We start from the raw sequence: 22682 nt of genomic DNA, 5'->3' as shown, positions 1-22682 counted from the left end.
AACACAGTCCTCCTGAAACGACATGATCGCCGCAACCTCTCACCTGAGAGTGTTGCGACGATCATGTGAACCCGCCTACTGCCGGGGCCGAATCGCGTTGGTCTGGAGGGCGTGAGGGAGCGGTAGTGACCGGCCGGCCAACACGCGGCGACGGAGTCGCCGCCAAATCACAAAGGTATGTTCTTATGTCTCCCGCGCCGCGCGGGGGCGGACGCGAGAGCCTCGGCGATGATGCTGCGGGTTTTGGCGGGGTCGATGACCTCGTCGACGACGCCGATCGATTGTGCCCGGTCGAGTCCGCCTGCGATCTGTTCGTGTTCGACGGCGAGACGCTCGTGGAGTGCGTCGCGTTCGTCGTCTGGCGCGGCGGCGAGTGCTTTCTTGTGGAGGATGCCGACGGCGGCTTTTGCGCCCATGACGGCGACTTCGGAGCCGGGCCAGGCGAATACGGCGGTCGCGCCGAGCGAGCGTGAGTTCATCGCAATGTAGGCGCCGCCGTAGATCTTGCGGGTCACGCGGGGCACGGTGCATTCGGCGAAGGCGTGCAACAGTTTTGCGCCGCGTCGAACAACGCCGTTCCACTCCTGGTCGACGCCGGGCAGGTAGCCGGGGACGTCGGTGATGACGATGAGTGGGATGCCGAAGGCGTCGCAGAGGCGCACGAAACGCGCGACCTTCTCGGCGCTTTCGGAGTTCAGGCAGCCGCCCATGCGCAGTGGGTTGTTGGCCACGACGCCGACGCTGCGGCCGGAGAGTCGGCCGAAGCCGATGACGATGTTGGGAGCCCACTTCGCTTGTAGCTCTTCAAAACTCGACACTTCGGTCTCACCATCGGCGGCGAGTTGTGTGTCGAGGAGTTTCGCGACGATGGGGTGGACGTCGTAGGCGCGTCGTGGAGATTCGGGTAGCAGAGCCCGCAGGTCGGAGTCGCCTGCTTCTGCCTGCTCTCGGTTGAAGTGGCCCTGTTTGCCGAACGTCGAGACGAGTCGTCGTGCACGCCAGTACGCGTCGGGTTCGGAGTCGGCGGTGATGTGGCTGACGCCGGACTTCTTGCCGTGGGTGTGCGGGCCGCCGAGCGACTCCATGTCGACGGACTCGCCGGTCACGCTGCGGACGACGTCGGGGCCTGTCACGAAGACACGTCCGGCGGGAGCCATGATCACGACGTCGGTCAGTGCCGGCCCGTATGCCGCGCCACCTGCCGCGAAGCCGACGACCACGGAGATCTGCGGGATGTAGCCGGAGGCCCTCACCATCGCCTCGAACACTCCGCCGACGGCGTGCAGTGCTTCGACGCCTTCGGCGAGGCGAGCTCCGCCCGAGTGCCAGATCCCGACGACCGGGGCCTGTTCTGCGAGGGCGGTGTCGATGGCGTTGACGATGTGTGCGCATCCGACGATGCCCATCGCGCCGCCCATGACGGTGCCGTCGGTGCAGTAGGCGACTGTGCGCACGCCGTGCACGAGTCCGATCGCTGCCTGCACACCTGAAGAGTCACGCGGGTGGAGGAGCGTGAGGGCGCCCTCGTCGAAGAAGTTGGTCAGTCGCAGCATCGGATCGCGGGGATCGACCGCGTCCTCGTGGCCGGTGATGGGCGCCAGTGTGGTCATCGCTGTCTCCTACTGCTGCGTTGCGAGTTGGGGAGGTGTGGTGGCGCCGACCGCGACGTCGACCTCCGGTGTATGGGTACTACACCGGAGGTCGACGTCGCGGCCGGTAGCGTGACCGGTCGGGGTACTACTCAGTAGCGACCGATGGCCAATGCCACGTTGTGTCCACCGAATCCGAACGAGTTGTTCAGGGCGTAATCGATTTGCCCATACCGAGACTCGCCGTGCACGACGTCGATATCGCCGCACTCGGGGTCGAGGTTCTCCAGATTCAGTGTCGGCGGAATCACGCCCTCTTCGACGCTCTTGATGGTCAGCACCGACTCGAGCGCACCGACCGCTCCGATCGAGTGACCGAGAGCGGACTTGGGCGCGTAGATGGCGGCGTGATTGCCGATCGCCGCCGCGATACCCGCTGCCTCGGCGGTGTCGCCGATGGGGGTCGAGGTGGCGTGAGCGTTGATGTGGGTGATGTCGGAGGGCTGCAGGCCCGCCGTCTGGATAGCGCGGGTCATCGCCCGCGCGTTGCCCTGACCACTCGGATCAGGTGCGACCAGATGGAAGCCATCCGACGTGATACCCGCACCGAGGATGCGCGCGTGGATATGCGCACCTCGTGCTTTGGCGTGCTCTTCGCGTTCGATGATCAGCATGGCTGCGGCCTCACCGAAGACGAAGCCGTCGCGATCCTTGTCGAACGGGCGCGAAGCGCCTGCCGGGTCGTCGTTGCGGGTGCTCATCGCGCGCATCATCGAGAACGCCGCGATAGGGATCGCATCGATGTGTCCTTCGACGCCGCCGGCAACCACCATGTCGGCCTCACCGAGCACGATGTGACGCCATGCATGCGCGATCGCCTCAGCACCCGACGAGCACGCCGAGACCGGGGTGATGACGCCCGCACGGGCGCCGATGTTGAGTCCGACGACCGCCGCGGGACCGTTCGGCATGGCCATCGAGACGGCCAGCGGCGACACCTTGCGGTAGTTGCCGGACTGTTCGATTGCCTTGACGGCGTCGACCATCGCGTCACCGCCACCCTGTCCGGTGCCGATCACAACGGCCAACCGATCGGGATCGACCTCGGGCTCGCCCGCCTGCGCCCAGAGGCGCTTGCTCATGACGTGGGCGACGCGCTCGACGTACGCCATGCGACGTGCCTCGATCCGGGTCACCTCTTCCGCTGGGTCCTTGACCATCCGGCCACCGACGCGGCAGGGGAGCTCACCGTACTTCGTGACGAAGTCGTCGGTCAGCTCACGAATGCCGGTTTCGCCTGCGAGAAGACCCTTCCAGGTCGAATCGAGGTCCTCACCGAGCGATGTCGAAGCAACCATCGACGTGACCACCACGCTGGGGAAGTTGCCCCCCAGCGTGGAGTAATCGCGGAGCGATGAGGTCACGAGCCGGCTTTCTGATCGGACGCGACCTGTGCCTGGATCGCGGCCGCAGCCTCGGGGTTCTCTGCTTCGAGCTTCTGGATGTACGAGACGGCGTCGCCGACGGTACGCAGGCCCGCGAGGTCCTCGTCGGGGATCTTCACGCCGTACTTGTCCTCGGTCTGCACGGCGATTTCCACCATCGACAGCGAGTCGATGTCGAGATCGTCGACGAACGACTTCTCCATGGTCACCTCGGACGGCTCGATGCCGGTGACCTCTTCGATGATCTCGGCGATGCCGGCGATGAGTTGTTCCTGGGTGGCAGCCACTGTGTGGTTCCCTTCGTTGTGCTTGTGAATGTGAACTCCGGAACATCGCTGGCGCGTGGCCACTGATGTTTGGACAACCGGTTCATCCGGTTTCCGGGGGTCGCGGATGAGCGCGACCGCTATCCAAGCTTGTCGACCTTCTCGGTCAGGTTTTCTCGGTCAGATCTTTTCGATGTCGGCGGGGACCTTGAGTGCCACCGAACCGACACCCTTGAGTTCGCGTTTGGCGATGCCGACCAGGGTTCCGGCCGGCGTCAGCTCGATGATGCTGTCGGTGCCCGCGTCGCGCATGTAGGCCGAGCACAGATCCCAGCGGACCGGCGAGGTGACCTGCTCGACGAGCTTGCTCAGGGCCTCGGTTCCCGTAGTGACGGGCTGGCCGTCGGAGTTGGACAGCAGCGTGCGCGTGGGGTCGGAGGGGGTGATCGACGCGGCCGCCTGCGCGACGGCGTCGCGTGCCGGTTCCATGAAGCGCGTGTGAAAGGCGCCCGCGACAGCCAGTTTGCGAGTGCGTGCCTTCTCGGGCGGATTGGCGATGAGTTCGTCGATCGCTGCGACGTCACCGGCTGCGACGATCTGGCCGACGGCGTTGCGGTTCGCCGGGACCAGATCGAGCTCGTCGAGACGTGCGAGGACTTCCTGCTCGTCGCCTCCGAGGACGGCGGCCATCGTGGTCGGCTGCAGCGAGCATGCGTTGGCCATCTGGGCGCCGCGCACGGCGGCGAGCGTAACGGCCTCGTCGAAGGTGATCACACCGGTGATGGCTGCCGCGGTGAGCTCTCCGACGGAGTGGCCCGCGACGACAGCATCGTCGGGTAGCTCGTGGTTCTTGGCGTACTCGTTGAACGCCAGAAGCGCACTCGCCACGACGAGCGGCTGGGTGACCGCGGTGTCGGTGATCTCGTCGGCAGTTGCGGTCGTCCCGAGCCGTTCGAGGTCGAGTCCCGCGAGTTTGGACCAGATGGCCAGCTGGTCACGCGCGCCGGGAAGCTCTAGCCAAGGAGCGAGCATGCCGGGTGTCTGTGAGCCCTGTCCGGGCGCTAGCAAGGAAAGCACGTGACCAGAGAACACCCTCTGGCGTGAATTTGTGGGTGTTGAGGTCGATGAACCTTCACGAGAGTTTTTGTGGAGTTCCCACAATGGTGACCTCAGTGGCTATCCCATCGTCACCACTCTGAGATTCGTTACACAAATGTGCCCAAAACGCGTCTGCCTGCGAAAACGGTACGGAGGTCTTGTTAACGATGTTTCTCATGTGGCTCGTGACGATGATTCGTTCTTGAAGTGTGTCAAACGTCCTACTGTGGCGGCGATGCGTAGGACATAGCCATCTCGGGAGTGTGTTGGATCACGTCCGGTCAATTCGGCGACCTTCTTGAGGCGATAGCGAACAGTATTTGGATGAATGAACAGTTCGCGTGCGCACGCCTCCACGGAGCCGCCGGTGTCGAGATAGGTCTCGAGGGTCGTCGCCAACGTGGGCCCACCCTTGGCGAGTGGCCGAACGAGGGTATCGATGAGTGCCGTGGTCGCCGACGGGTCTCCATTCAGCGCGCGCTCTGGGAGTAATTCGACGCTGTGTACCGGACGCGGGGCGTTCGGCCAGCCGTCGACGGCGGCCATCGCGGCCATTGCCTCGTTGGCGCTCGCGTGGGCGGCGGTCAGATTGGGCATTGTCGGTCCGATGACGACCGGGGCGTCGGCGAAGTGATCGAGAAGTGCGGCGCCGAAGGCGTCGCTCGTCACGATCGGTCCGCTGACGATGGCCACCAGCATCGACCCCTGCACGACCGACAGCGCGGCGCGATCGTGCTGTTTGGCCGTGTTGTGGATGGCGAGCGGCACCGACACGTTCTGTTCTGGAGGGGGCGCCCCGATGATCACGGTCGCAGGCGCATCCGAGTCCCAGTTGAGGGCCGCCGCGCGCGACATCAACTGAGGTCCGCTGTCTCCGCGGACCACGGCGTCGACGACGAGCGCTTCAAGGCGCGAATCCCAGGCTCCGCGCGATTCCGCCGCCGACGCGTAGATCGATGCCGCGGCGAACCCGATCTCACGGCCGTAGCGCAGCACCGATTCGGTCAGGGCACGTAGTTGTGTGTCGTTGCGCGCGAGCAACGGCAGCCACTTCTCGAAGAACTCCATGGCGACGCGAACCATCTCGACCGTCTGAAGCAGCGAGATGCGTCGTGCGAGGTCTTGGGGAACCACCTGGAACGCCTGAACGGTGAACTTGACGTTGCCCTCGGGGTCTTGAATCCACTCCACGAAGTTCACGACGGCGGTCTGGACGACCAACTGCACGCTCGCGCGCTGCGCGGCGTCGAGGTCGGAGAAGTACGGCAGCTGATCGGCCATCGAATGCACGGCCTCGGTCGCCAGTCGGCCGCTGTACTGCTTGACGCGGCGCAACAGGGTGTCGGGCAGTGCGTCGTGGACGGTTGCCGGTGCGGGCACATGAGCGCCCCGCGCGCCGAAGACATCGACGGGCGGGGGCGTCATGTTGGGCTCGGACACACCCTCAATGTAGTCGCGACCACGAGGTCGCCGGGCCTCGACGCTGAACCGTCGCTCGTCGCCGAGACCCTGCTGCGCTCAGGCGCTGCCGGTGTCGGCGTAGGACACCTTGGCTGCGTGGACGTCGGTGATCTGGTACTTCTCGGCGGCCTCTGCAGCGGTGGTGAACGGGATGTTGCCGTCGCGTGCCAAGCCGACAAGCGTCGCGACGACGATCGACTCGGCGTCGACGTTGAATACCCGGCGTGCAGCGGGGCGCGTGTCGGAGAACCCGAAACCGTCTGTGCCGAGCGTCAGATAGGTCCCCGGAACGTATGCGCGGATCTGTTCCTGGACGCCGCGCATGTAGTCGCTGACCGCGATCGACGGGCCGACGGTCTGCGCTAGTACCTCGGTCAGATAAGGCTCAGGGTGTGTGACGCCCGGTTCGCGCACGGCGGCGCGGTCAAACGCGATCCCGTCACGAGCAAGCTCGCCCCACGAGGTGACCGAGTAGACGTTCGCTCCGACGCCCCAGTCGTCGGCGAGTATCGCCGCGGCCTTCAACGCATCGGGCATCGTCACGCCGGAGACGAGGATGTTGGCGTAGAGCTGCTTGTCCGACGGCGCCTGCTGGAAGAGGTACATGCCCTTGAGGACACCCGCGACGTCGAGGTTCTCGGGTTCCGCCGGTTGTGTGATGGGCTCGTTGTAGACGGTCAGGTAGTAGTAGATGTTCTCCTGATCCTCGCCGTACATCCTCCTCAGGCCGTCGTCGACGATGTGCGCGAGCTCGTAAGCGAACGCGGGGTCGTAGGACACCACAGCGGGGTTGGTGGCCGCGAGAAGGGGCGAGTGCCCGTCCGCATGTTGCAGACCCTCTCCGGTGAGCGTCGTCCGGCCTGCGGTCGCACCGATGATGAAGCCCTTGGTCATCTGGTCGGCTGCCGCCCAGAAGCTGTCGCCGGTTCGCTGGAAACCGAACATCGAATAGAAGATGTAGAGCGGGATCATCGGCTCGTTGTGCGTCGCATACGACGTGCCGACGGCGGTGAAAGATGCTGCAGATCCGGCTTCGTTGATGCCCTCGTGCAGGATCTGGCCGTCCGGGCTCTCCTTGTAGGCGAGCATCAGGTCGGCGTCGACTGAGGTATAGAGCTGTCCGAACGGGTTGTAGATCTTCAGGGTGGGGAACCAGGAGTCCATCCCGAACGTGCGTGCCTCGTCGGGAATGATCGGCACGATGCGCTTGCCGATTTCCTTGTCGCGCAGAAGGTCTTTGAAGACCCGCACCAGTGCCATGGTGGTGGCGACCTGCTGTTTGCCCGAGCCCTTTGCCATCGTCTGCAGCATCCGGCCGGTATCGGCCTTGAGGACCTTCGGAGCGGTGTGCCGATTGGGCATGAATCCGCCGAGCGCGTTGCGCCGCTCGATCATGTACTCGATCTCGGGCGCATCGGGCCCCGGCGTGTAGTACGGGGGCAGGTAGGGATCGGCTTCGAGGGTTTCGTCGCTGATCGGGATCTCGGTGTGGTCGCGGAACGCCTTGAGATCGTCGAGGGTCAGCTTCTTCATCTGGTGGGTGGCGTTACGGCCCTCGAAGTGCGGACCGAGCGTGTAGCCCTTGATGGTGTGCGCGAGGATGACGGTCGGTTGCCCCTTGTGCGCCATCGCTGCCGCGTACGCGGCGTACACCTTGCGGTAGTCGTGTCCGCCGCGGTGGAGATTCCAGATCTGATCGTCGGACCAGTCTTTGACTAGTTCTTTGGTGCGTGGATCACGGTTGAAGAAGTGCTCTCGGATGTAGGCGCCGTCGTTGGCGCGGAATGTCTGGAAGTCGCCGTCTGCGGTCGCGTTCATCAGGTTGACCAGCGCGCCGTCTTTGTCGTTGTGGAAGAGTTCGTCCCACTCGCGGCCCCAGACGACCTTGATGACGTTCCAGCCCGCGCCGCGGAAGAACGACTCGAGTTCCTGGATGATCTTGCCGTTGCCGCGCACAGGACCGTCGAGGCGCTGCAGATTGCAGTTGACCACGAAGGTGAGGTTGTCGAGCGCATTGGTCGCGGCCAACTGGAGAAGTCCGCGTGACTCCGGCTCGTCCATCTCGCCGTCGCCGAGAAACGCCCACACGTGTTGGTCGGAAGTGTCCTTGATGCCGCGGTGGTGCAGATACTGGTTGAAGCGGGCCTGGTAGATCGCATTCATCGGGCCCAAACCCATCGAGACGGTCGGGAACTGCCAGAAGTCGGGCATGAGCCGGGGGTGTGGATACGACGGCAACCCGCCGCCGAGCCCGGCATGACTGTGCTCCTGACGGAAACCGTCCAGGCGATCGGCGCTGATCCTACCGACCAGAAAGGCGCGCGCATAGATACCCGGTGAGGCATGCCCCTGGATGAAGACCTGGTCGCCGCCACCGGGATGGTCGAGTCCGCGGAAGAAGTGGTTGTACCCCACCTCGTAGAGCGAGGCAGACGACGCGTACGTCGAGATGTGGCCGCCGACGCCGACGCCTGGCCGCTGCGCACGATGCACCATGATGGCGGCGTTCCAGCGGATGTAGTTGCGGAACCGCCGCTCGATCTCCTCGTCGCCGGGGAAGTACGGCTCGTTCTCGGTGGCGATGGTGTTGACGTAGTCGGTTGAGGTGAGGGCCGGAATCGAGACCCGATTCTCACCTGCGCGTTCGAGTAGTCGGAGCATCAGGTAGCGCGCACGTGCAGGACCCTGTTCGGCGACGAGTGTGTCGAATGACTCCAGCCATTCGCTCGTCTCCTCGGGATCGTTGTCGGAAAGGTACGAGGCGACTCCTTCGCGGATGACGCGTACCCCGGTGGTCTGCTGGCTGCCGACCTGATTCGACGCGGCAGCGTTGTTCGACGCGTCTGCGGTCCCGCTCCCAACGTCGGTGGTTCCGGTGTTGGTGCTGGCTGCCTGTTCGGTCACGGTGATGCCCACTCCCTCGTTTGGCCTGGGCACGGTGGTGCCCGGCATGACGACAATTCGGCGACGGGTCGCGTTGGTGTGCGGACTCCGTCGTCCATCCATATCGTGCCCCATGTCACGTCGCTTGGCACCGGTCTGGACGGTCTTGCCCGGGATCGTCGACGCCTCCTGCGGTAGCGTTTCGGTGTTTGGTGCCAGATATGGGCGACGGCCGTCGGGGAAACAGCCGTGGGGGAGACATGACAAGAGGACTGCTGTGCCGCGCAACGGGCACGCGTCTGATGCTGCTCGCTGCGGCACTGACGACGTTCGCGGTGCAGGGCTGTTCGGCGGTCGGGGGCAGCGCGGGTCCCGCGCCGGGAGAGGCCGCGGCCTATCGATCTGATGTGTCGACGTCCCGCCAGGCCCAGTCGCTGAGGGCCGGGGCGGAACTGTGCGAGGCGTCGACGAAGTCGATGGTCGTGATGCTGCGCGGGTACAACGCGTTCGTCGCGCGGCTCAACGAGGTGCAGTCCTACGACAAGGTCGGCGACCTCGGAGACAAAGCCCGAGCCGCGATGATCGCGGGCACCGACATGGTCAAGCCCAAACAGACAGCCGAGGTTCCCGGTGACCTCGGGACCGTCGTCGCATCGTTCGTGACCAGCAGCAACGCGCTGGGCGATGTGATCGGCCGCCGGCAGACCGCCCAGTTGAACTCTGCGTCGACCCGCTGGACGGGTGACAGGCGAACGGTGCTCGACACCTGCCGTGCCTACCTCCCGACACCTCCTGCGACATCGGCGACCGCGGCGCCCCAGTCGAACCCCGGCTCGTCGGCACCGGCCACATCGTCGCCGCGGCCGACGGGCTGACGGCTTCCCTGGTCTGGGTCATGTCCTCCGTTCGGGTGGTGTCGGAGTTCGTGTCGCCAGTTGGCGCGCGGAGTGTCCTCGTGTTGCACTGAGGTCCACTACGCTGTCTCGTAAGCTGAGAAGCGATGAAATCTGAAAACGTACCGGTAGGAGGTCGACACGCGGTGGTAGCCGCCACAGGGAGCAATGGCTCCGAGGGCAGCGGGGGCAGTAGCTCCGAGGGCAGCAACGCCCAGAAACTCGGGTTCGCGCCCGGAATGATGGTGCAGGAACTCGGTTGGGACGAGGACACCGACGACAACCTGCGCGCCGACATCGAGGACGCGATCGATGCCGAGATGCTCGACGAGGACGCGATCGACGTGGTCGACGTCGTATGGCTGTGGTGGCGCGATGACGACGGTGATCTCGTCGATCGGCTCATGGACGCCATCACACCGCTCGCCGACGACGGATACGTTTGGGTCGTGTCACCCAAGACCGGCAACCCCGGGTATGTCGATCCCAGTGAGATCGCCGAGGCCGCTCCGACGGCCGGGCTCACACAGACCAACGTCGTGAGTTTGGGTGAATGGTCGGGTTCACGCCTGGTGCAGCCGAAGGCGCGGTCCGGAAAGCGAGCATGAGCGACGACTCGACCTCCGAGGTCGATTCGGTTGCTCGCGCCACCGATGTGGCGACGACCGATGTTGTTCCAACCCAGCCGCAAGCCGTGTTGTCAGTCGGCGACGTCGCACCCGACTTCGAGCTGCGTGATCAGAACAATCAGCGGGTGAGCCTCTCGCGGTTGCTCGAAGAGCGTCAGGTGCTCATCGTGTTCTTTCCGCTCGCCTTCACCGGAACGTGTCAGGGAGAGCTTGGTTTCATTCGCGACCACTATCATCGGTTCATCAACGATGAGGTTGCGGCAGTTGCTGTTTCGGTCGGACCGCCGCCCACACACAAGGTGTGGTCGTCGGCGCAGGGTTTCCTCTTCCCGATTCTCTCCGACTTCTGGCCGCACGGTGAGGTCGCACGGAGCTACGGGGTGTTTGACGAGAGTCGTGGCTTTGCCCAGCGCGGGACATTTCTCGTCGGGCGTGACGGCCGGATCGTCTTTCGCGACGTCGTGGGGCCCGGTGAGGCGCGGACCGAAACCCATTGGGAGATCGCGCTCGCCGCGGCAGCCACGCAGTGAGCGGCGCCGAGTGACTTTGCGGAGGCGCATTATCCGCCGGAGCGTGGAACCACAGAACGCAAAACGACGATAGATCGCGGCCGGACGTGACATGTGGAGTCGACGATCGACGACGGCGCGTCGGGTGCGAACGAGTCGACCACGACGTCCCACTTCTGTTGTGCGAGAACAGGTGCCAGCACAAAGTCGACGCCCCGCCACCACGAGTTCAGTAGGACGACGAAATCGTTGGTCGCCAGAAGTGTTCGGGTCCCGGCCGATTGCGGTGGCCTGAGCGACCATGCGACACTGCGCGCGGCCTCGTCCTGCCAGTCGTCGTCGGACATGGGTGTGCCTTCCGGGGTGAACCAGTCGGGCGCGTCGGAGAGTTCGACCGCCGCCCGGCACAGGGCGCTGTGACGCAGGCGCAGTGAGATGAGGTCGCGGGTGAAGGCGACGAGCGCCTCGTCGCCCGAGGTCCAGTCGAACCAACTGATCTCGTCGTCCTGGCAGTAGGCATTGTTGTTGCCGCGTTGCGTTCGGCCTCGCTCGTCGCCGCCGAGCAGCATCGGCGTTCCCGCAGAGAGCAGTAGCGTCGTGAGCATGGCGCGCATCTGACGTCGTCGTAGGGCGACGATGGCCTCGTCGTCGGTTGGCCCTTCGGTTCCGCAGTTCCACGACCGATTGTCGTCGGTGCCGTCCGAATTGTGGGAACCGTTGTCCGCGTTGTGTTTGCGTTCGTAGGACACGAGATCGTGCAGTGTGAAACCGTCGTGGGACGTCACATAGTTGATCGACGCCGCGCGGCGTCGGATGACCGTTGCAGGATTGTGACGACGGCCCCCGAAGATGTCGGCCGAGCCGGTCAGGCGTCGTGCCATCGGTGCGAGCAGGCCCTCGTGGCTGCGCCAGAAATCGCGGACGCTGTCGCGGTAGCGGTCGTTCCACTCGCCCCATTCCGGACCGAATGCGCCGAGTTGATGACTGTCGTTTCGACCGACGTCCCAGGGTTCGGCGATCAGCCGCACCCGCGACAGCACGTCGTCCTGGCCGAGTACCCGAAGGAACGCTGCAGTGGGGTCGAAAGGTCCACCACCCCAATCGTTTCGGGCCCAATCGTTTCGGGCCCAATCGTTTCGGGCACTGTCGGTGCCTTGACGCGCAAGGGTGGGCGCGAGGTCGAAGCGAAATCCGTCGACGCCCAGCGACGCCCAGTAGCGTAGGGAGTCGGTGACCATGCGCAGCGTCGTCGGGTGCGCCACCGCAACGGAATTGCCGCATCCGGTGGTGTCGACGTACGAGCCGTCGTCCGGGTCGAGCACGTAATACGCGCGATTGTCGAGGCCGCGATGGCACAGTGTGGGGCCGGAGTCGTCGCCTTCTGCGGTGTGGTTATAGACGACATCGAGGATCACCTCGATCCCGGCGCCGTGCAGAGCGTCGACCATGTGGCGGAACTCGGCGATGGATTCGTCACCCCGGCCGGCGCGGTCGGCGGCGCTGTAGGCGTTGTGCAGGGCGAAGAAGCCGATGGTGTTGTAACCCCAGTAATTCGTGAGGTGCCGTTGGGCGAGTTCGCGTTCGGACACGCTGCGATGCACCGGAAGCAGCTCTACGGCGTTCACCCCGAGCGATGTCAGGTAGTCGAGCGCGGCCGGGTGTGCGAGTCCGGCGAATGTGCCTCGGAGTTCGGCTGGAATGTCGGGGTGGGACTGCGTGAACCCGCGGACGTGCACCTCGTAGATCACCAGCTCCGACGCCGGTCGGCGCGGGCCCGGTGCAGTGGCGGTCGTTGCCTGTGGCGGTTGCTCGACGACGACGCTGCGCGGCACGAACGGTGCCGAGTCGAGCGCACTGGGACGTGAGGGATCGTCGACGTCGTGGTCGAGGAGCGCGTCGCAATACTCCACGTCCCCGACGATGCGTCGGGCGTAGGGATCGAGGAGGAGTCTGGCAGGGTTGTAGCGCCGACCGCGCTCGGGTGCGAAGGGGCCGTCGACCCTGAATCCGTATCGGGTTCCGGCACGCACGCCGTCGACGACGCCGTGCCACACGTCGATCTCGCGCCCTGGGAGCAGGAGTCTGGTCTCGGCGCCGGCGTCGTCGAAGAGACAGAGCCACACCGCATCTCCGCCCGAACTGACGGCGAAGTTGGTTCCGCGGTCGGTGACGGTCGCTCCGAGGATCGACGGATCGCCGGGGGAGATGGTCCCGGTCATCAACGTCCCTTCTCGTCGAGTGAGCGCGGCGAGGCGACCGCGGCCGGCGGTCACGCGACACTGACGGTGACGATACGTGAGCAGGGCGGGCGCGGGGCGGTGTGCCACGATGCGGCCGACAGGGCGTCTGCCTCTGGTAGACCGGAGAGATGAGTGCTCCCCTCATCGAACTGAATTCAGGCATCGAGATCCCACAGCTCGGACTGGGGGTGTGGCAGTCGACTCCGGAGGAGGCGCAGCGCGCCGTCCGATTCGCGATCGACGAGGCCCGCTATCGACACATCGACACGGCCGCGGCCTACGGCAACGAGTCGGGCGTCGGCGAGGGCATTGCCTCCGCGTCGGTGCTGCGCTCAGAGGTGTTCGTCACGACGAAGCTCTGGAACTCCGATCACGGGTACGACCGCGCTCTCGCGGCGATCGACACCAGTCTGCGCGCGCTCGGAACCGACTACGTCGACCTGTACCTGATCCACTGGCCGCTGCAGGATCGTGACCGACTGCTGCGCACCTGGGACGCAATGGAGAAGATCCTTGCCGACGGTAAGGCGCACTCGATCGGCGTCTGCAACTTCGAGCCGCATCACCTGCAATGGCTCATCGATCGCGGGGGAGTGCTGCCCGCCGTCGACCAGGTGGAACTGCATCCGCACCTCCAGCAACGCGAACTGCGCGAGTTCGCGGCGGAGCACGGAATCGCGATCGAGTCGTGGAGCCCGCTCGGCGGAACGTCGGGGTCGGGGTGGGGTCCCAACTCCAAGCCCAACACCGTCTTGTCCGACCCGACGATCGGCGACATCGCGATCAAATTAGGACGGTCACCCGCCCAGGTGGTCCTCGCCTGGCACATCAAGCTCGGACTGATCGTGATCCCGAAGTCGGTGCACGACGATCGCATCAAGCAGAACATCGACGTGTTCGATTTCGAACTCGACGACGAGGACATGGCTCGGATCGCCGCTCTCGACGACGGTCAGCGGGTGGGGATACACCCGGACGAGATGAACCTCGGCGCGCCTGACTGAGCGCGCAGGCTCAACGTGCTGCGCAGCCGTCGTGCCTAGCTCATTCGCACGCGACGCCGTCTCCGTCGCGGTCTAGTTTCGCGGAGTAGCCCGGCTGCCCGCGGTGCAGAGGCGCTACGCCGGCAGCGCGCGCCTGAGCGCAGTTGGCGTAGGTGGTGTTCGACGGTGCGACCTGCGGCGGGGCGGCGGCCTCTGGCGGAGCGCTCTGCGGGGCCGGGGCTGGCTTGGGTGAATCAGCTTCGGGTGCAGAGCAATTCGACAGGATGCGGATCATGGCCTGCTTCTCCGCGGCCGTCACCCACAGGTGGTAGATGGCTTTGACCGCGATCTGCCGCTCGACGTAGGTGCATCGATACGACTTGTTGGGCGGCAACCACGTCGCGGCATCGCCGGCACCCTTGGCCTGGTTCGTGCGGCCATCGGTGGCCTGCAGATTGCGCGGATCGTTGGCGAGGTTGCGGCGCTGCTCGGCCGAAAGCTGTTGCGCGCCCTTCTGCCACGCGTCCGACAGCGCGACGACATGGTCGATCTGGACCTTCGACGACGTCGCCGAGCCGCGCGTGAAGGCGATCGACGTTCGCGCGTACGGATCGTCGAGCGTTCCCGACAGCACCACACATCCGTTGGTTCCGGGTTTGAGGGTCACGCCGGACAGGTCACGTCGGAGGATGTCGTTGCGAGTGTCGCACCCGTTGTGGCCGTCGGCGACCGAGACGTCGTCGGACCATGCCTGCCCGAACTGTGATCGCTCGTAACCGGTCTTCGGTGCGCGGCCCTTTACTGCGAGCGACTCGAGCGTCGTGCGCGCGCTCGACTCAGCGACCTGAGATGGGGTGACCGGCGCGGGCGCGGCGTGTGCCGTCGCGGCGGGGACCAGCGCGCCTGCGGCGAGCACGGTCACCGCGATGGGCCAGACGATGTCGGCGCATCGAGAGGCGCGAACGTTCCGCGCGTCGTCGTGTTGCCTGCCGTCGTGTTGCGTGCCGTCGATCGGCCGGTCGTTGATCAGCATGGCGGAAACGTATCAGCCGGTACCGACAGCGAGCCTGAGCGAGTGGGCGCGGAGGTGAGATGCCCTGATCACGCTGCTGGGATCACACTGCCGGGATGCTGATGGGTGCGCCCGCGTGAATCTCTTTCAAACACAGTGGGTGCACACCGGCCGGAGGCCGGCAAGGATGTGACGGTGCGCGCAAAGGGATTCGAACCCCTGACCGCTGGTGTGTAAGTTCCGCTATCTGCGAAAACAGGCGTTACCGGGCGTTACCGGGCATCGGCCCTATTTCACCGAATACCGTTGCGGTAGTGCGTAATCGGCCGTATTCGTTACCGGCGTCTACTTTCGCTTGCGCCGCGTTCTGCGGACTGGTTGCGGACTGGCTGCGGACTGGCTGCGGACTGGAAACCCAAGTTTGGACAACCCCCGACGACGCGCCATACCGTGAGCGTGTCGGCGTCTCCTGCGCGATCTCCCCGGTCCGTTGCTGATCGCCGACACCGACCCAAGCGGCCCGGTCACCCGCACAAAGAACCCACCGGTGGCGAACCTGCCGGTGGGGTTCTTCCAAGTCGGGGACGACTCCGACGGGGGCCGGTGGGTTGGGGTTGCCTACCGGCCCTTTCGCTGTCCTCAGCGACCGCGTCGGGCTTCACTGTCCTCGGGCGCCGGTGCGTAGCGGCTGAACGAATATCGCTGGTCTTGCCGACGCAACCGCGAGTCGAGATCGTGTTCTCTCAGATGCGCCACGTAAGCCTGCGGGCTCCGGTCCGGGTCCGGTGTTCGGCGTGTCGTCATGGGTGCCTCCGGTATCGTTGCGCTGAGTCGCCGACCTTGCCAATGAGGGAGCGCAACCCAAAACTCTTACGCGAGCGGGTTTCTTTCTGCCGTCATCCACGACCGCGCCCCATCTTCGTCCGGCGAGCCTGCCGGTTTTGAAGGTCTTGCATTGTGCTCATCACCTGATCGGTCGAGGCTCCAGTATTAATGGTTCCGACCAGCGGCCCGGCGACACCGGACAACAGGGATTCGAGCATCCCCGGCGCGGCCTCGGGAATGTAGCTCGCGAAGTCGGTAGCCGTTTTGGCGCCCCACTGTGCTAGCGCTTCGCCGGACTGCGCGAGCAGGGGCGCAGGGTTACCCGCGAGCAAGGCCGCGTAGGCCGGTGCTGCCTTGGCGATCCCGGCCCCGATCTCGGCGACCGCCGGTGCCTTCTTGCCGATCGTCGACAACTGCGGCCCGCCGATGCCCAGCGGCGCGTGTGTGGCAAAGCTCTTCGCGGTGTCGATGCCGAGTTGCTGATTCGGGTCCATCTGGAAGGCGTTGCCCGAACCGTCGGTCTTCGGGGTGCCGACGACCGCGGCGAACTGATCCTTCATCCACCGACTCAGCATCGACTCTTGCTGTGTCTGTTGCTGCGACGTCGAGGTCGTCGGCGCTGCGCTCGGCGTGGTCGGCGTGCTCGGCGTCGTGCTCGGCGTCGTGCTCGGCGTGGTGTCGACGGGCACGGGTGCCGACGGCGCAGCAGGTGCCGGGTTGGTGACCTCGACGGGCACGGGTGCCGACGGCGCTCCCTTGCTGCGCTGAATCCCGGCGCGTAGCTTGTCGTCGGACTCGCGGCCTGCGAGACCCGAACCCCAGGGAGAGCCACCTTCCTTGTTGAAGATGGCAGCCGCGATCTCGGCCTGTTGCTCGGCGGTTGCCTGCCCGGCGGTCGGCGCGTACTTGGTGCCGCCGTTCGCGGCCCACGTGCCCTTTGCGATCTGGAACAACCCCGACGCCTCGTTGCCGCCGGAGTTGGCGTCACTGATCCCCTGGACGACATCGGCCCGTCCACCCGATTCCCGCTGGATGAGCTTGTTCCACTCCGGGTCGACGGCCGAGTAGGTGCCGTCGGGGTTCTTCTTCAGGGCGATGGTGTCGACGCTGCTGGCCTTCGGTGCGCTGCTCGGCGTCGACGTCGAGGGGCTCGACGACACGGACGGCGACCCGCTCGATCCGCCGGACGTGCCGCTGGTGTCGGCGGTGAAGTTCCACGCCGACGGCATGTTCACCACGAAAACCTTGGTGAGCTTTGGGTCCTTCATCGCCTCGTCGAGCGTGGGTGTGCCCTTGTCGAACTCGGGCGTGAGCTTGCCGCTGGTCTTGCCGCTGAAGGTCGACCCGGCTCCGGCCGCTGCGGCTGCGGCGCCTGCGGTCGGGTCGGCGGTCGGTGCTGCGGCGTTGGCGCCAAGCGCAGCGTTGAACCGCGTATGCACGTGATCTTGGTGGCCCGGATAGTCCGCGGCGTAATAACCGGTGTTTGATACGTCGGATCGACCGGCCCACCCGAAGCGCTGACCCGTCGAGGGGTCCTGGAAGATGACCTGTTCGACGGCCGGGTCCTTCGCGGCGACACCCATCATGTACTGGGCAAAGGCGTGCAGCTTATCAGCCGGTCCCGACCAGTCGACGCCCCGATTGAGGTGCTGCGGGTTCGGCGCGTATCCGGCCTCCTGCCGGTCGCTTTCCTAATGTCCGCTGTAGGTGCTCGGGGTGACCCCGTGGGCCGCGCCGAGTTGCTTGATCCAATCGGGGAAACCACCGGACGACCCCGCGGGCAGGCCGTAACCGACCGCGCCGCCGTCGGCGTAGCCAGGGAGATCGCCGAACATGCCGCGCAGGAACTCGGCCGACGGCACCCACCCGGCGCGCAGCGCGGCGAGTAGGGGCATTGACTCCGGCGTGACGCCTTCCTGTGGCACGACGTACTCACCCTTATGCACCACACCGGCGACCTGGTATTTGCCGCCGTCGCCGGTGTAACCGCCGGTCGCGAATGACACGTGCGGCACCGGCGAGATGTCGACGCCGGGGACCTTGTTGAGTAGGCCGATGAACGAATTGAGCTTGTCGATCGCCCAGTTCAGCGCGGTTGCAAGGCCGGACTTGACGCCGTCCCAAAGGCCGGACAGGGCCGACGTCACCTTGCCGGGTAGGGCCTTCATCAGATCGACAAACCCGTCCCACTTATCGCCGATCCACTTAACAACAGTCGTCACGCCGTTTTTGACGTCCTCGAATCGGTCAGTGAGCCACTTCAGCGCGGGGGTAATGACGTTCTCGACGGCCCACTTGATCGCGGTCGCGATGCCTGCGAACACGGCGCCGATGATCTCGCCGAGTAGCTGGATGACGGGGATGAGGATCGGGACAATGATTCCGACAAGCTGCGTGAGAATGCCGATCACCTGGACGACGACGGGCAACAGTGCCCCGATGATCTGAACAAGGCTCGGGAACAACGACATGGCGACTTGCAACAGGGGAGGGATGAGCGGCAACAGTGCGCCGAGCAATCCGCTAATCGCGCCGACGATCTGCGGCAACAACGGGGCGAGCATGTTCAGCATCTGGACCAAGTAGCTGCCGATGGTCTGCCCGACCTGCGCGATGATCGGGATGAGTTGTGCGAGAACGGGTTGCAGCGCACCGACCAGCGATGAGATGACCGGCGCGAGAGCGGCGAATATCTGCTGAAGCACGGGCGCGAAGGCGCCGACCAACTGCCCGATGACCTGACCGACCAAGGGCACCAACGGCGCCGCGGCGGCGATCAGTGAGGCGAATGCCTCGCCGAGCGGCCCGATAGCCGGGGCGAGTCCCTGGACAAGTCCGGTGAGCGCGGTCCCGACGGTCTGAAGCACTGCCGAGAGCGGCGGGAGCAACGGGGCGAGCGCGGTCGCCAACGCCGAGATCAGTTGCGCGAGAACCGGTAGCACGGGCGTAAGTGCGGTCGCGAGGCTCGAACCGAGCACGCCGAGCGCGGGTGCGATGGCCTGAAGCGACGTCCCCAACTGAGCGAACAACGGCCCCAACGCGGGCATCACCGCCGTTGCGAGGGTGGTGAACGCGCTCAGCAATCCGCCGATGAGCGGGGCGAGTCCCTGAAGCATGGTCACGAGGCCGCTGAAGAACGCGGGGTCGAGGTTGGCGAACACGGCGCCGACGCTCGATGCGATCGAACCGAGCGCGGTTCCGACTTGACCCATGACGGGCGCGATGTGGGCGCCGAACTGCGCGAAGCTGCCAACCATCGACTGAATGCCCGGCCCCATCGCGGTGACCATCGACGCGACCCCGCCGAGCGCGGTTTGTATGGCGGGCATCTGCCCGGCAAGTGTCGAGGCGATTCCGTTAAACACACCGGACACCGCCGACGCGATGCCCTGCACCTGCGGGGTGATCCCCGACATCAGGGTCGAGAGCGACGCGAACCCGGCTTGCATTTCGGTCGCGAAGGTCGAGGACACCGCGGATTTGAGCGAGTCGAGCGCGGGTTGCGCGGTGGCGGCGGCTTCCTTGATGCCGTCCATGCCGAGCGCGATGGTTCCGGCCATCGCCGCGAAGGCGATCCCGACTCCGGCACCGGCGACGGCGAGTCCGCCGAGTGCGCCACCGGCAACGCCGATCGCACCGCCGAGTCCGGCGACGGCCGCGGTGATGAGTCCGATCTTTCCGGCGCTGCCCGCGAGGCCTCCCAGACCGCCGTCCTTGTCCCCGCCGACGCTGCGGTGACGTGTGGTGATCGTTGAGGTTTGGTTCTGTGCGAGTGCGCGCAAACGGGCTTGCGTTGCCCGGTAGGCCGATTCGTTGATGGACGGCGAGACCTCGACGCGCAGGTCCATTCGGCGCAGACGACGGTTCACGTCGACCTCGAACTTGGTCCACGCGGCCTCGGTGACCTCCGGCGTAACGGCGACCTTAACCCGGAAGTCCTGCCCGCCGAGCGCGGTTTTGGTCTCGTTCGCGAAGCGACTGGTGTCGGCCCGTAGGTCGACCTTCGCGGTCAGTCGGTCGGCGGCGAGTTCGCGACGGGCCTTGTTATGAAACCCGGCGGAGTTGGGGACGAGCTTGACGGCGCCTTCGCCGACGGCGAATGTCTTTGCCATGTGGAGGGGTCACCTAATCAACGACGTTTGACCCTCCCCGGTCGCGCGGGGTTTCATGCTCCCGCGCCGTCGAGACCATTGTCTCAGACGTTGTCAAAACTCCCGCCGATCAGCGGTGTGTCACCGGATCGACGACCCGAACCCGAACCCGTTGGTGCCCTTAGTTTTTGGGTTGACGTCAACCGGCCCGTTGCGGTGTCGGGTCCCGATCGCGATCACGGGCGCGCGGCGACGACGTGCCCGGTGGGCACCGGCGGCGATGATCCTTGGCCGTGGTTCGGCGTCCTCGTCGAACACGTCATCTCGCCACGCGCCATAGTCGGCCCTCTCGGTGTCGCTGCCGAGTTCGTAGTCCGATAGATCGACGTCGTCGAGGTTCCTCCTCGATACCTCGACGTCGACGACCTCGAACCCGAATAGGGCGATGATCAGGCGCATGAAAATACCCCCGACCCCGCGGCGATGACCTGGGTTACGCGATCGGCATGGCGGGTATCGAGGGTGTTCCCATCGTACCCCGCCGACCGTGCGCGACACGCACTCTCACGCAACGGACACACCGCCCCTCGCGGCCGACATTGCGGCCCTGATCGCGTCCGTCGCCTGCTCGGCCTCGGCCCGTCGCTGTTCGCGCCGTTGACGGGCGTCGCGTAGCTCTAGTTCATCCAACTCCCGTGCGATGCGTGCGCGCTGTGCTGCCTCGCGCTCGGCGCGAAGTTCCGGCGTGGGGTCGGCGTCCGTGAACTGCCAACCGCTAGCAAAGTCGACCCGCGTCCACCAACGTCCCTGTGTGTGATCCGGCCACGCCTCGCCGTCACGGCCCTTGTTGCCATCACCCCGCGGCTGGCGGCGAAAACACGTCTCGTCGAGCACGTGATCCGGCACCATCGCGTCACGGCCGAAGTGCGCGCGAAAACAATCCGCGCGCAGGCAGCGCAGGCACTCCCACCCGACGGGCACGATTACGTTTTTCACGGTGCGAAGTCGCACATGCGTTGTGCGCGGGGTTAATTCGTGTCCGCGGCTGCACTCGGCGGGCACCCGCAATCGGTGGTCGGTCACGCGGCCAACCATCGACGGTGTGCGAGATCATCGCGCCAATGCCGCCACGGCACGCACTCCTCGACGGCGACCACCCGCGGGTGTTCCGCGAACGGATTACAGGAACATTCCCGCGTGCTGATGCACCGGGCCGTATGTCCGTCGTAGGCGGCGGCGAACTCCTCCGCGTTCTTCGGTTCGACCGGGATCGCGGCGAGAAGTTCGGCCTCAGTGCGCGGTTCGGGCTTCGGCGCTGCGGTCGGCGCCGTGGGTGCGGTGCTGCGTTTGCGTGCCAACGTGCTACGTCCGTTTCTTCGGTCGGGTGCGGCTGGGCTTGCGGGCGATGCTCACCGCGTCGTCATCGGTGGTGCCGGTCTTGGCGGTGTTGTCGTACTGCCCTCGGACCGTGAACGGCTGTACCCCGCCGGTGTGGGCCGGGGTGCCCGACGCCGCGTCGCTGATACGCCGGTCAAGGGTGTGAATGAGCTTGGCCGCGAGTTCCGTCTGACCGCGCAGCGAGGGGAGCAAGGGGTTCGGTTTCTCCGCTCCGGTCACGGGCGTGATGACGACCGGCCCGGTCTTCGCAATGCTGCTTTCGAGCTTGCGGGCGAGGTCGGTTGCGACCGCGAGTCGCTCGATGAGCGCGTGGTCGCTCGGGTCGAGGTCGACGCCTTCCTCACGTGCCCAATCGGTGTAGTGCCGTCGTAGCGCGGCGCCGGTTACGCCGCTGGGCTTGCGCTTGGTCGTCATCAGGCGTCGCCGTCGGTGATGTTGTTCAGCGCGTCGAACGGCGCCTCGTTCATCTTCGCCGTGGCGATGCCCAGGTGCAGCCCCGCGGTCTGTAGCAGACGCTCGGCGCGGACCTCGTTGAACGACCCGATGCCCTTCAGCCCTTCGCCGAATAGCTCTTCGGCCTGTGCGAGTTGGCTCTCCGCGAGGTCGAGGTGCTTGGTTGCGCTCTGTTCGGGCATCGGTGGGTCTCCCTTGTTCGTCCCCGGCTTGTGGGTCCATCCTCCCATGTCTGTCAAAAGTGACACGCCGAACTACTCTGTGCTGCAACCGATCTCGGTTTCGGTTGACGTCAACCGTGCCAACTGACCGGCTACGGGCTGGGCTACGGTCACCCCGCGGTGGGCGGGTGCGTCTCGATGGTCCGGGCGCGCCGGTCGGGTCGCCGTGCGGCCGTCGTTCCTGCGGTCTGAGCGGGCCGCTCGCGGGTTTTCGTGCGGTTCGGGTGTCGGTGTGGGGTCCGGGGTGCCTGCGGGCGTCTCAGGGCCGCGAGGGCGGCGGGTGGTGACCCCGCGAAGGCGGCGGCTCGGCGTGGGCCGCGGGTCTGGCCTGCGGGTATGGCGAAAGGCGTTGCGCGACAACGTGTCTCGCGCATCTGTGCTGGTGGGGGCGTCGTGGCTCACCCCGCGGTGGCGGTGCGGCTCCGGGGCTCTCAGGGCCTAAACCCGCTGGTCAGGGCCGATTATGCAGTCTTGCATAGTGCCCTTATGGGGGTCTCACGCGGATTTTGACAGTACGGGGGGGGGCCTGGCTGATCGGACCGGGGAGGGGTCCCACCCCCACCTACTCGTCCACGCTCCACCATGCCTCACCACCCGCTCACGCGCTCGCCAACGCCCGAACCGGACGACGACCGGCAACCGCTCGCCGACCAGCACCAGCACGGGAGAGACGATCTCAGGGCCGA

The 22682-nt window shown here is 65.8% G+C and carries 19 protein-coding genes; 4 read left to right on the top strand and 15 right to left on the bottom strand.

Annotated elements, in window-relative coordinates; translation table 11 throughout:
• Positions 1-167 precede the first annotated feature (167 nt).
• From A5777_RS09960 to aceE, 6 genes are all read right to left on the bottom strand, one after another.
• Positions 168-1610, bottom strand: coding sequence for an acyl-CoA carboxylase subunit beta (locus A5777_RS09960; RefSeq protein ID WP_064862542.1), 1443 nt, complete (start codon positions 1608-1610; stop codon positions 168-170).
• 131 nt (positions 1611-1741) lie between these two features.
• On the bottom strand, positions 1742-3013 hold the full coding sequence (locus tag A5777_RS09955; RefSeq protein WP_005206423.1) for a KasA/KasB family beta-ketoacyl-ACP synthase: 1272 nt from the start codon (positions 3011-3013) through the stop codon (positions 1742-1744).
• Positions 3010-3321 carry a meromycolate extension acyl carrier protein AcpM gene (acpM, locus tag A5777_RS09950; RefSeq protein WP_005206424.1) on the bottom strand — a complete coding sequence of 104 codons (312 nt, stop codon included), beginning with the start codon at positions 3319-3321 and terminating at the stop codon, positions 3010-3012. The genes A5777_RS09955 and acpM overlap by 4 nt, the downstream gene beginning before the upstream one ends.
• 159 nt (positions 3322-3480) lie before the next feature.
• Positions 3481-4377, bottom strand: a complete 897-nt coding sequence (locus tag A5777_RS09945; RefSeq protein WP_064862544.1) for an ACP S-malonyltransferase — start codon at positions 4375-4377, stop codon at positions 3481-3483.
• Between the two features lie 195 nt (positions 4378-4572).
• On the bottom strand, positions 4573-5823 hold the full coding sequence (locus A5777_RS09940; protein WP_197502339.1) for a PucR family transcriptional regulator: 1251 nt from the start codon (positions 5821-5823) through the stop codon (positions 4573-4575).
• A gap of 93 nt (positions 5824-5916) precedes the next feature.
• Positions 5917-8811 (bottom strand): pyruvate dehydrogenase (acetyl-transferring), homodimeric type, encoded by a 2895-nt coding sequence (gene aceE, locus A5777_RS09935; protein ID WP_051993867.1) that lies wholly within the window; start codon positions 8809-8811, stop codon positions 5917-5919.
• Between the two features lie 191 nt (positions 8812-9002).
• On the opposite strand from aceE, the gene A5777_RS09930 reads away from it, so the two are divergent.
• The 3 genes from A5777_RS09930 to A5777_RS09920 all read left to right on the top strand — a co-directional run bounded on the left by A5777_RS09930 (position 9003) and on the right by A5777_RS09920 (position 10794).
• A complete protein-coding gene (locus A5777_RS09930; protein WP_231895011.1) occupies positions 9003-9617 on the top strand; it encodes a hypothetical protein in 615 nt (204 codons plus the stop codon).
• Between the two features lie 164 nt (positions 9618-9781).
• Positions 9782-10243, top strand: a complete 462-nt coding sequence (locus A5777_RS09925) for a DUF3052 domain-containing protein (RefSeq protein ID WP_005206429.1) — start codon at positions 9782-9784, stop codon at positions 10241-10243.
• Complete coding sequence (locus tag A5777_RS09920) at positions 10240-10794, top strand: peroxiredoxin (RefSeq protein ID WP_005206430.1); 555 nt, start codon at positions 10240-10242, stop codon at positions 10792-10794. Before A5777_RS09925 ends, A5777_RS09920 begins: the two co-directional genes overlap by 4 nt.
• A 29-nt stretch (positions 10795-10823) precedes the next feature.
• On the opposite strand, the gene glgX is transcribed toward A5777_RS09920, so the two are convergent.
• A complete protein-coding gene (gene glgX / locus A5777_RS09915) occupies positions 10824-13046 on the bottom strand; it encodes a glycogen debranching protein GlgX (RefSeq protein ID WP_231895010.1) in 2223 nt (740 codons plus the stop codon).
• Positions 13047-13141: 95 nt separating this feature from the next.
• On the opposite strand from glgX, the gene A5777_RS09910 reads away from it, so the two are divergent.
• Complete coding sequence (locus tag A5777_RS09910; RefSeq protein ID WP_064862539.1) at positions 13142-14017, top strand: aldo/keto reductase; 876 nt, start codon at positions 13142-13144, stop codon at positions 14015-14017.
• A 40-nt stretch (positions 14018-14057) separates the two neighbouring features.
• Here the strand turns inward: A5777_RS09910 and A5777_RS09905 are convergent, their stop codons facing one another.
• The 8 genes from A5777_RS09905 to A5777_RS09870 all read right to left on the bottom strand — a co-directional run bounded on the left by A5777_RS09905 (position 14058) and on the right by A5777_RS09870 (position 21957).
• Positions 14058-15029, bottom strand: a complete 972-nt coding sequence (locus A5777_RS09905) for a GmrSD restriction endonuclease domain-containing protein (RefSeq protein WP_064862538.1) — start codon at positions 15027-15029, stop codon at positions 14058-14060.
• An 875-nt stretch (positions 15030-15904) separates the two neighbouring features.
• A complete protein-coding gene (locus tag A5777_RS09900; protein WP_197502338.1) occupies positions 15905-17416 on the bottom strand; it encodes a transglycosylase family protein in 1512 nt (503 codons plus the stop codon).
• A 108-nt stretch (positions 17417-17524) separates the two neighbouring features.
• Positions 17525-19945 (bottom strand): phage tail protein, encoded by a 2421-nt coding sequence (locus tag A5777_RS09895; RefSeq protein WP_064862536.1) that lies wholly within the window; start codon positions 19943-19945, stop codon positions 17525-17527.
• Positions 19946-20065: 120 nt separating this feature from the next.
• Positions 20066-20383, bottom strand: a complete 318-nt coding sequence (locus tag A5777_RS09890; protein ID WP_064862535.1) for a hypothetical protein — start codon at positions 20381-20383, stop codon at positions 20066-20068.
• Between the two features lie 105 nt (positions 20384-20488).
• On the bottom strand, positions 20489-20920 hold the full coding sequence (locus A5777_RS09885) for a hypothetical protein (RefSeq protein WP_156529340.1): 432 nt from the start codon (positions 20918-20920) through the stop codon (positions 20489-20491).
• An 83-nt stretch (positions 20921-21003) separates the two neighbouring features.
• Positions 21004-21282 (bottom strand): hypothetical protein, encoded by a 279-nt coding sequence (locus A5777_RS09880; RefSeq protein ID WP_064862533.1) that lies wholly within the window; start codon positions 21280-21282, stop codon positions 21004-21006.
• Between the two features lie 4 nt (positions 21283-21286).
• Entirely contained in the window at positions 21287-21736 is a 450-nt protein-coding gene (locus A5777_RS09875; protein ID WP_064862532.1) for a hypothetical protein, read from the bottom strand.
• Positions 21736-21957 (bottom strand): hypothetical protein, encoded by a 222-nt coding sequence (locus tag A5777_RS09870; protein WP_156529339.1) that lies wholly within the window; start codon positions 21955-21957, stop codon positions 21736-21738. The genes A5777_RS09875 and A5777_RS09870 overlap by 1 nt, the downstream gene beginning before the upstream one ends.
• Positions 21958-22682 lie beyond the last annotated feature (725 nt).

The sequence above is a fragment of the Gordonia sp. 852002-10350_SCH5691597 genome (genome assembly GCF_001665715.1).
In the GTDB taxonomy this organism is placed as follows: domain Bacteria; phylum Actinomycetota; class Actinomycetes; order Mycobacteriales; family Mycobacteriaceae; genus Gordonia; species Gordonia sputi.
Note: the sequence above shows the minus strand (reverse complement) of the source record. Positions and strands in the feature narration are given on the sequence as shown.